The organism is Pontibacter burrus, from assembly GCF_010686685.1.
GTDB lineage: Bacteria > Bacteroidota > Bacteroidia > Cytophagales > Hymenobacteraceae > Pontibacter > Pontibacter burrus.
Map to the genome: position 1 here is coordinate 219713 of NZ_JAAGWD010000003.1, position 14963 is coordinate 234675.

The 14963-nt window shown below is 49.2% G+C and carries 12 protein-coding genes; 7 read left to right on the forward strand and 5 right to left on the reverse strand.

Annotation, left to right across the window (positions count from 1 at the left end; translation table 11 throughout):
- The first annotated feature begins 74 nt into the window (after positions 1–74).
- Positions 75–3437, forward strand: a complete 3363-nt coding sequence (locus GXP69_RS08355; RefSeq protein ID WP_163914318.1) for a S41 family peptidase — start codon at positions 75–77, stop codon at positions 3435–3437.
- Positions 3438–3521: 84 nt separating this feature from the next.
- On the opposite strand, the gene GXP69_RS08360 is transcribed toward GXP69_RS08355, so the two are convergent.
- Positions 3522–3932 (reverse strand): STAS/SEC14 domain-containing protein, encoded by a 411-nt coding sequence (locus GXP69_RS08360; RefSeq protein ID WP_163914320.1) that lies wholly within the window; start codon positions 3930–3932, stop codon positions 3522–3524.
- 229 nt (positions 3933–4161) lie between these two features.
- Here GXP69_RS08360 and GXP69_RS08365 point away from each other — a divergent pair, with 229 nt between their 5' ends.
- Both GXP69_RS08365 and rclC read left to right on the forward strand, forming a co-directional pair.
- Entirely contained in the window at positions 4162–4992 is an 831-nt protein-coding gene (locus tag GXP69_RS08365) for a helix-turn-helix domain-containing protein (RefSeq protein WP_163914322.1), read from the forward strand.
- 49 nt (positions 4993–5041) lie between these two features.
- Positions 5042–5620, forward strand: coding sequence for a reactive chlorine resistance membrane protein RclC (gene rclC / locus GXP69_RS08370; protein WP_163914324.1), 579 nt, complete (start codon positions 5042–5044; stop codon positions 5618–5620).
- On the opposite strand, the gene GXP69_RS08375 is transcribed toward rclC, so the two are convergent.
- From GXP69_RS08375 to GXP69_RS08385, 3 genes are all read right to left on the reverse strand, one after another.
- Positions 5617–6177, reverse strand: a complete 561-nt coding sequence (locus GXP69_RS08375; RefSeq protein WP_163914325.1) for a DUF1697 domain-containing protein — start codon at positions 6175–6177, stop codon at positions 5617–5619. The two genes, rclC and GXP69_RS08375, sit on opposite strands and share 4 nt — an antisense overlap.
- A 243-nt stretch (positions 6178–6420) precedes the next feature.
- Entirely contained in the window at positions 6421–7791 is a 1371-nt protein-coding gene (locus tag GXP69_RS08380; RefSeq protein ID WP_163914327.1) for an aminopeptidase P family protein, read from the reverse strand.
- 21 nt (positions 7792–7812) lie between these two features.
- Entirely contained in the window at positions 7813–8688 is an 876-nt protein-coding gene (locus GXP69_RS08385) for an AraC family transcriptional regulator (RefSeq protein WP_163914329.1), read from the reverse strand.
- Between the two features lie 139 nt (positions 8689–8827).
- Between GXP69_RS08385 and GXP69_RS08390 the strand changes: the two genes are divergently transcribed.
- From GXP69_RS08390 to GXP69_RS08405, 4 genes are read left to right on the forward strand one after another with little or no spacing between them, the layout of a single operon-like run.
- Positions 8828–9748: a dihydrodipicolinate synthase family protein gene (locus GXP69_RS08390; RefSeq protein ID WP_163914773.1), complete on the forward strand. Its 921-nt coding sequence runs from the start codon at positions 8828–8830 to the stop codon at positions 9746–9748.
- A complete protein-coding gene (locus GXP69_RS08395; protein WP_163914330.1) occupies positions 9738–11192 on the forward strand; it encodes an aldehyde dehydrogenase (NADP(+)) in 1455 nt (484 codons plus the stop codon). Before GXP69_RS08390 ends, GXP69_RS08395 begins: the two co-directional genes overlap by 11 nt.
- A gap of 8 nt (positions 11193–11200) precedes the next feature.
- Positions 11201–12202 (forward strand): 4-hydroxyproline epimerase, encoded by a 1002-nt coding sequence (locus tag GXP69_RS08400; protein ID WP_163914332.1) that lies wholly within the window; start codon positions 11201–11203, stop codon positions 12200–12202.
- Between the two features lie 2 nt (positions 12203–12204).
- Positions 12205–13452, forward strand: a complete 1248-nt coding sequence (locus GXP69_RS08405; protein WP_163914334.1) for an NAD(P)/FAD-dependent oxidoreductase — start codon at positions 12205–12207, stop codon at positions 13450–13452.
- A gap of 365 nt (positions 13453–13817) precedes the next feature.
- On the opposite strand, the gene GXP69_RS08410 is transcribed toward GXP69_RS08405, so the two are convergent.
- Positions 13818–14678 (reverse strand): MBL fold metallo-hydrolase, encoded by an 861-nt coding sequence (locus GXP69_RS08410; protein WP_163914336.1) that lies wholly within the window; start codon positions 14676–14678, stop codon positions 13818–13820.
- Positions 14679–14963 lie beyond the last annotated feature (285 nt).

Consider the following 14963-nt stretch of genomic DNA (forward strand, 5'->3'; position numbering starts at 1 on the left):
CGATCTGTTTACCTCAACTATAGTTTAATATTCAATCTTTTGTATATTTAGCTATCCCAACTAATCCTTTTATAATGAGATTGAAAAAACTCTTTCACCTGACAGCCTTTGGTGCGCTGCTGCTAGTGCCCGAGATGGGTATGGCCCAGGGTACACGCCTGCTGCGGCAACCCACCTTAAGCGAAAAACATGTTGCATTTGTTTATGCCAACGACCTCTGGATAGCAGACCGCAAAGCCGGAGCTACCGACCTGGGGCAGGCGCGTCGCCTGACTTCTAATGAAGGGGCCGAAACCAACCCGCACTTCTCTCCGGATGGCAAATGGATCGCGTTTACGGCACAGTATGACGGGAATACCGACGTTTACCTCATACCAACGGAAGGCGGGCAACCGCAGCGGCTTACCTGGCACCCTTACAGCGATGAGGTAACAGGCTGGGCTCCTGATGGACAGTCTGTGATCTTTGTCTCTTCCAGAGAAGGTTTCCCTACGGCTAACTCTAAGTTTTATAAGGTATCTGTAAAAGGCGGTATGCCGGAGGCGCTCAAAATACCACAGGCAAGTAAAGGCAGTCTCTCGCCAGACGGAAACTACATGGCCTATCAGCCGATCAACTTCTGGGATGCAGAGTGGCGAAACTACCGCGGCGGACAGGCACAGCCCATCTGGATTGTGGACATGAAAGATTACTCTTTGAAACTTACACCACAGGCAAACCAGGAGCGGCACACAGATCCGGTATGGCTCGACGGTATAGTTTACTTTATCTCTGAGCGTGATTTTACCAGCAACATCTGGTCTTATAACCCGAAGAACAACGAAGTAAAACAGCATACTTTTCATAAGCAGTTTGATGTAAAAAGTGTTGATGCTGCAGCCGGTATGCTGGTATATGAGCAGGGCGGATACCTGCACCTGCTTAACCCCAAAACAAACGACACAAAACAGCTGACTATAGAAGTGAAAGGTGATTTCCATTGGGCGCGTGAACGCTGGATGGACGTTCCTGCAAATCGTCTTTCCAATGCATCGCTGAGCCCGACCGGGAAAAGAGCTGTGTTTGAGCACCGTGGCGAAATATTTACTGTACCGAAAGAAGCCGGAGACTGGCGAAACATTACCCGCTCTACCGGTGCCGCAGACCGCTACCCGGCCTGGTCACCTGACGGTAAAAAGATTGCCTGGTTCTCTGATGCCAGCGGCGAATACAAGCTCATGATCGGTGATCAGGATGGCCTGACTAAACCCCGCGCGATAGATATCCCGAATCCGACTTTCTTTTTCAGACCGGAGTGGTCGCCGAACAGCCGCTACATTGCCTTTACCGATACAGACTATAATCTGTGGTATGTGGAGGTAAGCAGTGGCAAGATCAGGAAAGCTGATACGGAAGGCTACGCGCATCCTAACCGCACCATGACGCCGGTTTGGTCGCCGGACAGTAAGTGGATTGCCTATACCCGTTTGCTGGAAAATCAGTTTAAAGCTGTGAAGGTGCACAACGTGGAAACAAACCAGACCCTGCAACTCACCGATAGAATGGCAGATGCTATTTCACCGGTTTGGGATGAGAGCGGCAAATACCTGTACTTCCTTGCCAGCACAAACTTTGGCCTGAACACAGGATGGCTGGACATGAGCAGCTACGACAGACCGGTTACAAGAAGTCTGTACATGATGGTACTGGCAAAAGATACGCCTTCTCCTTTATTGCCGCGCAGCGACGAAGAAAGTGCCACGGAGCAGAAAGAGGAGCAGGTAGGCAAAGCACAGCAGAAAAAGCCGGCAACCAAAAAGAATGACAACAAGAAGCAGGCCGATGAAAAGGTAGAGAAACCTGCCGTACAGGTGCGCATCGATATGGATGGCCTGGACCAGCGCATTATCCCGATTGATGTGCCTGCCCGTAACTATACGGCCCTGCTTACCGGCCCCGAAGGGCACGTGTTTTACCTGGAAAGCATACCAAATGCATCCGGAGAAACGCTGCATAAATACAGCCTGAAAGACCAGAAACCGACCGAATTTATAACGCAGGTAAACGAAGCCACTGTTTCTTTCGACCGCAAAAACATGCTTTACCGTAGCGGCAGTAACTGGCATATAGTTGGCACTACCGGTGCTGCGCCAAAAGCGGGAGATGGCAGGCTGAAATTAACGGACCTGAAGGTGAAAGTTGAGCCGATGGCTGAATGGAAACAGATCTTTAAGGAAGGCTGGCGCTATCAGCGTGATTTCCTGTATGTGAACAACGTGCACGGTGCACCATGGGATAAAATTTACCAGTGGTACAGCCCGTGGGTAGATCATGTGCGTCACCGTTCAGAACTGCATTACATCATCGATATCCTGGGTGGCGAAGTATCTGTAGGGCATTCCTACACTTCTGGTGGTGATTTCCCGGATATTACTACAGTGCCAATTGGCCTTTTAGGTGCTGACTATGAAGAGCATAATGGCTATTACCGTATCAGCCGCATTTACGATGGCGAAGCCTGGAACCCGGATTTACGTGCACCGCTGCGAGCGCCAGGGCTTAATGTAAAGCAGGGAGACTATATCCTGGCAGTGAACGGAGTAGACGTAAAGGCTCCGGAAAACATCTACAAGTACTTTGAGGCCACGGCAGGTAAGCAAACTGTGTTGCGCATCAACAGCAAGCCAACTATGGAAGGCTCTCGCCTGGTTACAGTGGTGCCAACAAATAATGAAAGCGGCCTGCGCAGAATAGCCTGGGTAGAAGGCAACCGCCGCAAGGTAGATCAGCTCTCGGGTGGCAAATTGGCTTATGTATATGTGCCGAACACCAGCCAGCAGGGCTATACCTCTTTTAACCGCTACTACTTTGGGCAGCAGGATAAAAAAGGTGCCGTAATTGATGAGCGCAACAACGGAGGCGGATCTGCAGCAGATTATATGGTAGACATCATGAACCGCGATCTGCACGGTTACTTCAACAGCAAAGTAGGCGACCACCGTCCATTCACTACACCTATGTCCGGTATCTGGGGGCCTAAAGTGATGATCATAAACGAAATGGCCGGCTCGGGTGGCGACTTACTGCCATACCTGTTCCGCAAAATGGAGATCGGGCCGCTGGTAGGCACCAGAACCTGGGGCGGACTGGTAGGGACCTGGGACACACCAGCGTTCATTGATGGCGGCCGTATGGTAGCTCCACGCGGCGGCTTTGTGGATGCACAGGGCGAATGGGCTGTAGAAGGAGATGGCGTAGCGCCTGACATCGAGGTAATGAACAAGCCTGCCGATGTAATTGCAGGGCGCGACCCGCAGCTGGAACGTGCCGTAGAGGAAGCCCTGAATCTGCTGAAGACAAATGAGGTGCAACTGAAGCCAGAACCTGCTCCACCTGTGCGCTGGAAACGCCCGGATGGATGGGAAAAGGAAACTGAAAAAAGCACCAAAGTGCAGTAAAAAGCAAAAGAGACCGGATTTATTCGGTCTCTTTTTTATTAACTTCTTCAGCAAACTATAAACTATAGCTTACTCACCAGTTTATTACTCTTCGGTTAGCCAATCATAAGCTTCCTGCCAGGAAGGGAACATACGCACGGCAATGGGGATAGGTACAGCTGCTTTTATTTCTTCGTACATGGTCTGTATTTTATTTTCTCGTTTGGGATCATCAGTTCCTACGCGGGCTACTCGCTGCAACGAAGTCTGTAATAAACCAACCGTAAGTTGGGCCACCGTAAACTTATATTCACCAATCGCCAGGTCTAATGTGTTTCGCCTGAAATCGAGCAAGAGCCTCGAAATATTGTATTCCTTGATATAGGCAGCAATAGACCTGAACGCGCTGCGCACATCATCCGCATTATAATCCCGTTCTTCCTGCAACGATGTTACAAGCACGTCGTCGTCAGGGATGTAATCAAGTTGAATGATATGGTCGCTGTATAAGATCATTTGGGTAGAAGCAGATGAATGCAGTGCGCAAATTAATATTTTCTCTGATACGACAATGTAATTGATGCAGGCAGCGGAATGAGTTTTGTGATATTATAGTTTAAGCAATACAGCTATAGTTTAAAAAGGCGAAATTAGCGCCAGTTACTGGTTACAACTATAGTTGCTAAGAGCAGGAATACAAAACTTTTCAAAATACCGCTCTGTTACTTTTGCTAAGCCCCGTGATATGCATGTAAACGAAACTTTATTACAACTACAGGAACTGTCTTGTCAGTCGTATAAACAACCGCTGGTTTCGGAGTATTATAATATCTTTCTTCTGGAAGGCAGCGGAGCCATCAGTATCGATTTTGTAGAGTATACTTATAGTGGTAAAATTGCGCTCTTCACTTCGCCTTACCAGTACATAACTATAGCCAGTGATACAGACCTGCCTATCCGCCAGCTTGCCTTTCATGGCGATTTCTACTGCATCGAATATCACAAACAGGAAGTAGCCTGCAATGGCCTGCTTTTCAACAATATCTACAAACAGCCCTTTATACCGCTATTCGATAACGAATTAGATGCGATCTTCGACAAGATCAGAAGTGAGACCGCTTTAAATCAGCCTTATTCCGAGCCCATACTCAGAACGTACCTGCAATTGATTCTGGCCATCGGCAGTCGTATAAAAAGGCAGCAACAGGATCTGGTTACTACGCTGCCACCACAGCCAATCGAACAATTCCGGGAGCTGTTGGAACTACATTTTATTACCCACCGCAGCGCCGACTTTTATGCTGCTGAACTAGCAATGGCCCCGGGTACCTTTGCAAAAAAGTGTAAAAAGTATTTTGGTAAATCGCCCTTGCAATTGCTGCAGGAGCGGGTGGTGCTGGAAGCCAAAAAGCAATTACACCTTACACACAAAAGTGTAAAAGAGGTAGCTGCTGTACTTAATTTTTCCGATGAACACTACTTCAGCCGTTTCTTTAAAAAGCATACCGGCGTATCGCCAACTGTTTTCCGCGAGAAGGTTGGCATCTCTATCGTGGCTGATTTGTCCATGAGATAGCCGGATCTGTCCATGTTGCGGGGCTTAAGCAGACCGTAGTTTTGTAACTATGAAAGATACATTCCAAAACCTGCTTCACACCTTAGCAGAATCTCTGCGTTACTTCATTCATCTTATCCGGATTTCAATTTTTATAGTGATGGCCTGGATCGGCGGTCTGAAGGCGTTTCAGTACGAGGCAGATGGCATTGTGCCGTTTGTGGCGAACAGTCCGTTCATGAGTTTCTTCTATACCAAAGAGGCTCCTGAATATGCCCAGTATAAGAACAAGGAAGGGGAGGTAGTGCCCAAAAACATAGCCTGGCACCAGGAGAATGGCACTTACATTTTCTCGTATGCATTGGGTGCCGTTATTATCATCATTGGCATTTTAACGTTGCTGGGTATCTTTAATGCCAGCATCGGATTGTTTGGCGGTTTGCTAACCTTCGGAATGTCGCTGGTTACGTTGTCATTCCTGATCACAACGCCAGAGGTATATGTGCCCAATCTGGGTGGTCCTGACTATGGATTTCCTTATTTGTCGGGTGCAGGTAGGCTGGTGCTGAAAGATGTGATTATGCTGGCTGCAGGACTTATAGTTGCTTCAGATTCGGCTACAAGGTTGCTAAAGGAAAAACGTGCTTAACTTAATTGTTTGCTAACAGTTTCCGCAATACGTACTATTGTATTCCAGTTTCTGGTCGTCATGTTTTTCCCGTAGAGCTGCTCTAGTGCATCCATGCCTTTTGGTGTTTTCGTTACAGAAAGATCCAGCACAGTACAGATCATTTTATTGCATACATGCAGTATCCGGAAAGAACCGTCAATTGAAGTCCATGGAAGATCCAGTTTCACTTCTGGGGCATCTTTCAGGAAAGAAACATAAAGCCGGGTATCGTTGGTTATAATAATGTCTTTGAAAGGTTCCAGGTCGATCAATTCCAGGATCGCTTCATGCGTTCGGATTAAGACAGGCACCGGAAAACCGAAGACTTGTTGCAGATGAGAGCCAATCTGTTCTTCCAATTCGTATTCATTGCCTGTAGCAGCATCGAAGATGACGTTACCTGAATTTAGAAGTGTGGTGATATTTGCAAAGCCAAGTGCAGTCATTTCTTTCTTCAGGTCGGCCATTGGAAGTTTATGCTTGCCGCCTACATTTATGCCGCGTAGCAGGGCAACATATCTGGTTCTACTACTCATCTTTATTGGAATTAGATTTCACAAGTATAGGCAGGAATTATGATGTTGCAATGCCACTGAACTATAAACTATAGCTGAGTTTCAGCCCTTGTGTTTTCCGCGTATCTATAGTTGTTATGCATCTTTAGAAGGGTACTCTAAACTATAGCTTTTATAGTTCTTGAAGTCATTTCTATACAAACTATAGTTGCTCATGTTCCTGCACATAGTCAGTTCCTGAGCAACTATAGTTTGTGTTATAGTTTACAATGCCTGTTGTCTTATAGCCTCCACTTCAGTTATAGTTTTAGGTAGTGGCTCACCTAATATTCGGCTGCCGGACTCAGTTATTACCAGATCATCCTCAATGCGGATGCCACCAAAATCACGATAAGTGTCCAGCATTTCAAAATTGATGAATTGCTGCGCTACTTTGTCGTTGCGGCGCATGTCGATCAACTCCGGAATAATGTAGATGCCCGGCTCCACCGTCAGCACAAAGCCCGGTTCTAGTGCTCGGCCCAGGCGCAGCGACTTCAGCCCAAATTCGGTGCTCTTACGCAGTTCCGGAGTATAACCCACGTATTGCTCGCCCAGGTTTTCCATATCGTGCACGTCCATGCCCATCATGTGGCCCAGGCCGCACTGGAAAAACATGGTATGCGCGCCGGCCTGCACAGCTTCATCAGTATCCCCGTGCATCAGTCCTACTTGTTTCAGTCCGTCTGTTAGTTTGCGGCAGGCCAGCAGATGCACATCTTTATACAACATACCTGGCTTCAGGGCAGCCATGGCCGCTTCGTGTGTATCCAATACTACCTGGTATAATTCGCGCTGGCGCTCCGTAAATGTTGGCCCAACTGGGAACGTACGGGTCATGTCGCCGGCGTAGCCTGCTGCCGTTTGGATACCAGCATCGAGCAGGAGCATATCGTTTGCCTTCAGGGTATTGCCGCGGTAGTGGTTATGCAGGATCTGACCCTGCGTGGTGCAAATTACCGGGAAGGAGAGGAGGTTGCCTGTTGCTTCCGCATAACGAATCGCTTCGGAGGCTACTTCATGTTCTTTCATGCCTTCACGGGCAAACTGCATTACGCTGCGGTGCATGCGCGAGGTAAACGTTACCGCCTTTTCAATCTCCTGTATTTCTGCTTCAGATTTAATAGAGCGTTGCGCAACTATAGTTTCTATCAGTGGTAAACTTGGTTCTAAAACAGTTTTTCCGGTCCAGGCCTGAAGTTTAAGTTGGTGCTCCGGTCGGTAAGGTGGCAGATAATGCAGGTTATTTGCTCCAGCCAGGTAGTCAGCTATTTTCCCGTTTGGCATTACGTTATGTACACCTACCTGTTCGGCAAGAGAGGCCAGGCTAGGCAACGGGCCTGTCCAAACCACATCATCTATACTTTGTTCCGGCCCGAAAAGAATTACTTCATCGCGGTCTATGTCTATGACTCCCGTCAGGTCAGCAAGGTCCAGCCCGAAATAGTAACGGAAAGTACTGTCCTGGTAAAAAGGATACCAGTTGTCTTTATAGTTCATACCGGCCTCCTCGTTGCCCAGGAGCAGTACAAGTCCTCCGCCAAGTTGTTGCTTCAGTTGCTGGCGTCGTTGTGTATAAGTAGTTGCATCAAACATATGAGTTGTGTCAGATTAGGTTTATACTTTATTTATAGTTGTCTGTCGGCGGAACTCGCGGGGGGTACTGCCAATGGTTTTGATAAACACACGGTTAAAATGCGACAGGTTTGAAAACCCGCAGGTAAAAGCAATGCTGGCTATAGTTTGGTCAGAGTGCAGCAGTGCCTGGCAAGCGTTGCTTACACGCAGTTCGTTCAAAAAAGTAACCAGTGTTTTGCGGGTACGATCTTTAAAAAAACGGCAGAAGGCTTCGCGGCTCATATTGGCAACCGAGGCAACTTCTTCCAGGCTGAGCTGCCGGTGACTTTCTGCTACCAGAAACTGTAGTACCTGCTCCATGCGTTTGCCTTCACGCTCACTCAGGTTCTGCATCTGGTCGGCCAGGTTTAGGCGTTGCAGCGTGGCCTTGTGCATCAGTACATCAACCAGGTGCAATGAGCCCACTACTTTTTCCAGCTTGTTTTTGTATTGTAGTTGCTGTACCTGTGCTATAAACTCGTTCCTGCCTTCTACAAGCACCCGGTAGCAACCATTCAGGTGCTCAAAAAAACCTTTTACTTCCTGCAGCTCTTCAGATGCCCAGAACTCTTTTCCAAAGGCGCGCAGGTCAAAGAACACAATAATACTATGGCTTTGCTTGCCTTCCTCCGGTTGGTAATACACATCATCGCTTCTGAACACATGAGGTACGTTCTGGGCCAACAGGAAAATATCGCCAGGCCCGAAGCGGCCGATATAGTCACCCACGATCAGCTTTCCTTCGCCTTCCAGAATACAGCTCAACTGTACTTCGGGGTGCTGGTGCAGTTTATCATAGAAGTAAGGCTGGCAATCCACCTGGTAGCGGATAAGCTCTCTGCTTGGCTTTGGTATTTTGAATGGGATCACCTTCATGCTGGTACCATCTTAGCTAATATCTGTATCACTTGCAAAATATAAGTCAATAAAGTATTAGCTCTTACTAATCCTGTACAGGATTTTGCGATTCGTGGCACTTACCTTTGAAATAGAACCAAAACCCTTTTTTATTATGATTAACTGGAACGGCGTATTCCCGGCACTTACCACAAAATTCCATGCGGACGGTAGCCTTGACTTCGATACCTTCTTTAAGAACGTAGACGCACAGCTTGAAGCAGGAGTGGATGGCATCATCCTGGGTGGTACCCTGGGGGAGGCCAGCGTATTGCGCACAGACGAGAAGCAGGAACTTACCCGCAGAGCGATCGCGTATGTGGCAGGCAAAGTGCCGGTGGTGATGAACATTGCTGAAGGTGCTACACATGAAGCAGTACAGCGCGCCCGCGAAGCAGAAGAAATGGGTGCAGACGGCCTGATGCTGTTACCTCCCATGCGCTACTATTCAGACCACCGCGAGACGGTCGCCTTCTTTAAAGCTGTAGCAGAAAGCACCTCACTACCTATTATGGTTTACAACAACCCGGTAGACTATAAGCGGAACATTACCCTGGAAATGTTTGATGAGCTGATCGTGCATGATAACATCCAAGCAGTAAAGGAATCAACGCGCGACCTGACCAACGTGACGCGCATGCTTAACCGTTATGGCGACCGCATTAAAATTCTTTGCGGGGTAGATACCCTGGCTCTGGAGAGCTTATTCATGGGCTCGCATGGTTGGGTAGCTGGCCTGGTGTGCGCTTTCCCGAAAGAGTCGATGGCGATGTTTAAACTGGCCAAAGCCGGAAGAGCACAGGAAGCACTGGAGATCTATCGCTGGTTTATGCCATTGCTGGAACTGGACATTCATCCGAAACTGGTACAGTACATTAAGATGGCCGAGCAGATGGAAGGTATCGGCAGCGAGCATGTGCGTGCTCCGCGTTTACCGCTGATTGGCGAGGAGCGTGAAATGGTGATTGCTTCCATTAAGAAGGGAATTGAAACAAGGCCGCAGCTGCCTGATTTTAAAGATGGAGCCTATGCATTATAATGAAGCCTTAACGAACGCTGCGCAGGCGTTTGAAATATATAAGAAAACCTCCCCAGCGCAGCGCGCGCAACTGCTGCGAGGTATAGCTGAGGCCATTGAGGCGCTGGGAGATGAACTGTTGGAAATTGCCAGCCGGGAGAGCAATCTCCCGTTGGCCCGTCTCACAGGCGAGCGAGGGCGCACCTGCAACCAGCTTCGCCTTTTCGCCGATCTGGTAGAAGAAGGCTCCTGGGTAGAAGCAACTATAGATACTGCCCTGCCTGGCCGCCAGCCTTTGCCACGCCCCGATCTGCGCCGCATGCTGGTGCCGCTCGGGCCTGTAGTGGTGTTTGGTGCGAGCAACTTTCCGCTGGCCTTTTCCACCGCTGGCGGCGATTCGGCTTCCGCGCTGGCTGCCGGCTGTACGGTGGTCTACAAAGAGCATCCGGGCCATCCGCAAACTTCGCAACTTGTACATAAAGCCATCACCGAGGCGCTTCAAAAGAATGGACTTCCTAAGAATGTGTTTCAGCATGAGAGCGGCGGCGTGGAAGTGGGGCAGGAGCTGGTGACGCATCCGGCAACAAAGGCGGTTGCTTTCACAGGATCCTATCAGGGCGGAAAAGCCATTTTTGACCTGGCCATGCAGCGTGAGGTACCTATTCCGGTTTATGCCGAGATGGGCAGCACCAACCCGGTCTTTATCCTTCCTGAGAAGCTGAAAGAGAATACAACTGAACTGGCACATCAGGCGGCGGCATCGGTATTGTTAGGATCTGGGCAATTTTGTACCTGTCCGGGCTTGCTTTTTGTGCCGGAGTTGGATGCAACGGATGCGTTTTTAGAGACGCTTGAAGCAGAGCTTGCCACTGCCGCGCCCGCTAAAATGCTGCACGACGGCATTGCCGGTAATTACTACAAGGGGCTCGAGAAGCTCCTGAAAGCGGAGGGGGTACAGGCTATCGTTCAGCAGGAGACGGATGTGTTGGAAGGACGAGCCGCGCTTGCAAGCACGCATGTAACGCAGTGGCTCCAGAGTCCGGCTTTGCAGGAAGAGATCTTCGGACCATTTACGCTGGTGGTTACCTACAAAAGTAAAGAAGAGTTACTTGCCGCAGCCAAGGCGCTGAAAGGTCAACTCACCTGCACAATTTGGGGTACAGACCACGAACAAGAACTACAGCAGAAACTGACCGATGTGCTGCGCGATAAGTGCGGACGTCTGCTATACTCCGGCGTGCCAACTGGTGTGGAGGTTAGTCATGCTATGACGCACGGCGGACCTTTCCCGGCTACTACCGACAGCCGAAGTACCTCCGTAGGTACTTATGCCATCAAACGTTTTGCACGGCCGGTTACGTTTCAGTCGGCTCCGCAGGCACTGTTGCCAGTAGCGTTGCAGGACGAGAACCGCAGCGGACTGTGGCGCACCATCAACGGAAAACTTTCCCGAAGCAGCCTATAAATAAATTTATGGCAAGAAAAACATTCTTTTGCATCGATGCCCATACCTGCGGCAACCCGGTGCGCCTGGTGGCAAGCGGCGGCCCAGTGCTGCAGGGCCATAACATGAGCGAAAAGCGCCTGCACTTCCTCCGGGAGTACGACTGGATCCGTAAAGGACTGATGTTTGAGCCCCGCGGCCACGATATGATGTCTGGCAGCATACTGTACCCACCGCATGACCCGGAAAACGATGTGGCCGTGCTTTACATCGAAACCAGCGGCTGCCTGCCCATGTGCGGACATGGCACCATTGGTACCGTAACTATAGCATTGGAAGAAGGTCTAATCAAACCCAAAACACCCGGTCAGCTGCGCCTCGAAACTCCTGCCGGACTGGTACGCGTGCAGTACACACAGGAAGGAAACAAAGTGAAATCGGTGAAGCTGACAAATGTACCGGCCTACCTTGATTCTGAAGACCTGACGGTAGAATGCCCGGAACTCGGTACACTGAAAGTGGATGTGGCCTATGGGGGTAATTTTTACGCCATCGTGGACCCGCAGGAGAACTTTACAGGAATAGAAAATTATACTGCTGACAAACTCATTTCCTGGAGCCGTGTGTTGCGCCAGCGCCTGAACGAACAGTATAGTTTCGTGCACCCCGATAACCCGGCTATCAAAGGTCTTTCGCACATTCTCTGGACTGGACAACCGCTGGCTGCCACTTCCACGGCCCGTAATGCTGTTTTCTACGGCGATAAGGCCATCGACCGCTCGCCTTGTGGCACAGGTACCTCGGCACGCATGGCGCAATGGTACGCTAAAGGTAAGCTGAAACCGGGACAAAAGTTCATCCACGAAAGCATCATCGGCTCAATCTTTACCGGCACCATCGAAGAAGAGACAACCGTTGCTGGCAAGCCGGCAATTTACCCCGGTATTGAAGGCTGGGCCATTGTTACGGGGCACAATACCATCTTTTTTGATGATGAAGATCCTTATGTTCACGGCTTCCAGGTTATTTAAATATGAGTAAGGTAACTATAATCGGTGGGGGAATTGTAGGCTTATTTACGGCCTATTATCTCTCAGAAGAAGGTTTTGAGGTGTCGCTGCTCGACCAGGGCGACATGCAGCAGGGTTGCTCAACTGGCAATGCCGGTATGATCGTGCCCAGCCATATTGTACCGCTGGCTTCTCCGGGTATGATCAGCAAAGGACTGAAGTGGATGTTTTCCGCTACCAGTCCTTTTTACATTCATCCCCGGCTGGATAGACGCTTGCTGCAGTGGTGCCTGCACTTTTACAAAGCATCTACCAAACAGCATGTGGAGCACAGCATTCCTCACCTGAAAAACCTCAGCCTGCTGAGTAAAAGTCTGTACCTGGATTTCGCAGCACAGCACCCTGAGTCGCAGATCGGGTTAAAAGAGCAGGGACTGTTGATGCTGTACAAAACTCCGGAAATGGAGCATGAGGAAACGGAAATGGCACAGCTGGCAACCTTGCATGGACTGGAAGCAAATGTGCTATCACAAAAGGAAGTACAGCAGCTTGAGCCAGACGTAGAGCTGAACGTACGCGGCGCAGTACATTTTACCGGCGATGCCCACCTGGACCCTGCACAATTGCATTTGTATTTAAAGAATTACCTGGTAGGTAAGGGTGTGCAGATTGTACCGCTGGCTCAGGTCATAAAGTTTGACCAGACAGGCGAACGCATTACAAAAGTTATTACCAACAAAGGCGAGTTTACCTGCGATAAGCTTATAGTTTGCGCTGGTGCCTGGTCTGGTCAGCTTGCTGGTAAGCTTGGTATTTATCTGCCTATGTTGTCGGGCAAAGGCTATAGTTTTATGCAGCAGAACCAACCTGCACTTCAGGTGCCGGCCATACTTTGCGAGCGTAAAGTAGCTGTAACTCCTTTTGGCGAGCAGGTTCGTTTTGGTGGTACCATGGAGATAACCGGCACCAATCAAACTATAAACCAGCAGCGGGTGCGTGGCATTTTCGATTCAATTTCAAACTACTATGCCAACTTCAGCCCGACTTTCCCAAAGCCTGACAAAATATGGAGTGGTTTACGACCCTGCTCGCCGGACGGCTTACCTTATATCGGCGCGACACAGAGTTGGAGTAACGTATACTTTGGTACAGGCCATAGCATGATGGGCGTGAGCCTGGCACCGGCAACGGGGAAAATTCTGGCCGAACAGCTGCTAGATAAAAAAGCTCAGCTGTTAACCGATGCCTTTTCACCGGACAGGTATAATTGAGTAGTTTAAAAAGAAGTGCTGGCTACTTTTTTTCTATTGTTGCTGTCGCTGTTCCGGACATCCGTGTTCAGAATTAGAGGTAGGGCCTAGTTGTTTTCTCAGTACTATCCCCTTGAGGGGATTATAGGGGTGTAAATTCGATACTCAGATGTCAATTTTCAGCTGTTTTGTGATTCACCTGCTTCAGTTAACACCCCTCTGCGCTCCCCTCAAGGGGAGAATTTCTTGGAACGAAGCTCCCCTGCCAGCATAGGGCTTTCGGACATGGAGGTCCGAAAGAGCACCTTACACAAAAAAGGAGCTGCCTTTAGGTAGCTCCTTTCCTAAGATAAGTTAAACAGCTGCCAGTCGGGCAGTTGCGCTCTTTATTCCTTGCCGTCTACAAACTTGCCATGGTCAGGTATGGCAATGGTGTCGAACTCAGCGACTAGTTTGCTGAGGCCTTTAGCCAGTGCTTCACCTTCCATGTAGGTACCATGTCCTGGGATAATGACCTGCGGATGTAAGGCTTCCAGTTTGCGTACCGAATCCCAGGCGGCTTGCCAGTCGGTGGTAAGGTAGCGGGGCGGTCCCTGTATTTCCTCTTTCTGAACGAGCACCCGGTACATGGAGTCCTGTTTTACAGTGATCACGGCATCACCTGAGATCAGAACGCCATCCTGCTCACGGAAGAATGCTACGTGCCCCGGCGAATGCCCCGGCGTGTGCAGCCAGACCCAGCCTGGCATGTGTGGTACTGAGCCGTCTTCTGGTAAAGGCAGTAAGTTAGCCCCGCTAATATTAATGGGCTCGTGCGGATAAATAGATGAAATTTTGGCCAGCATACCACCTTCTACCGTAGTGTCAGGTTCGGGATAAGCCTGTTGTCCGGTAAGGAACGGGAACTCCAGCGGGTGTGCGTAAACGGGTACATTGCCCCATGCTTCTAACAGACCAACCAGACTGCCGACATGGTCGAAGTGCCCGTGCGTTAGTATGATAGCGGCTGGTTTCTGGAATTCGCCAAAACGGTTTTCAAAAACCTGTTTTATTTCGGAAGCGCTTTTAGGCATACCGGCATCTATCAGCACCCAGTCTTCACCGGCAGGGTTACCGAATAGTACAAAGTTGACTATCTGGTTGGTGTAGTAATAAACATCGGGACGCACCTCATGGCCTGTACCACTGGATACTGACGTCATGGGTATAAACTTATTATCGTCGCTTTGCTGCATGTTTGAATCCATAGTATGTGTAGTAAAAAGTTCAGTTCTAGAGCTAACGACCCTACAAAGCATTAGTTACTTTGGAGGCCCAAGAGGAACTAGCTATTCTGTTCTGTAAAAGCAATGCAGCGATGCAAGTACTGATTATAAACTATAGCCAAGCAATTACACAAAAGTGCAGGGCAAAGTCATAGTTCAGATGAGAGCTACCATCTATAGTTTGAAGAGATTACAGGGAAGGAATTTCCTGGAGGCTATAGTCTGGCTCTTTATTGTATGCACAATTACCAATTAAAGTGTAAATTT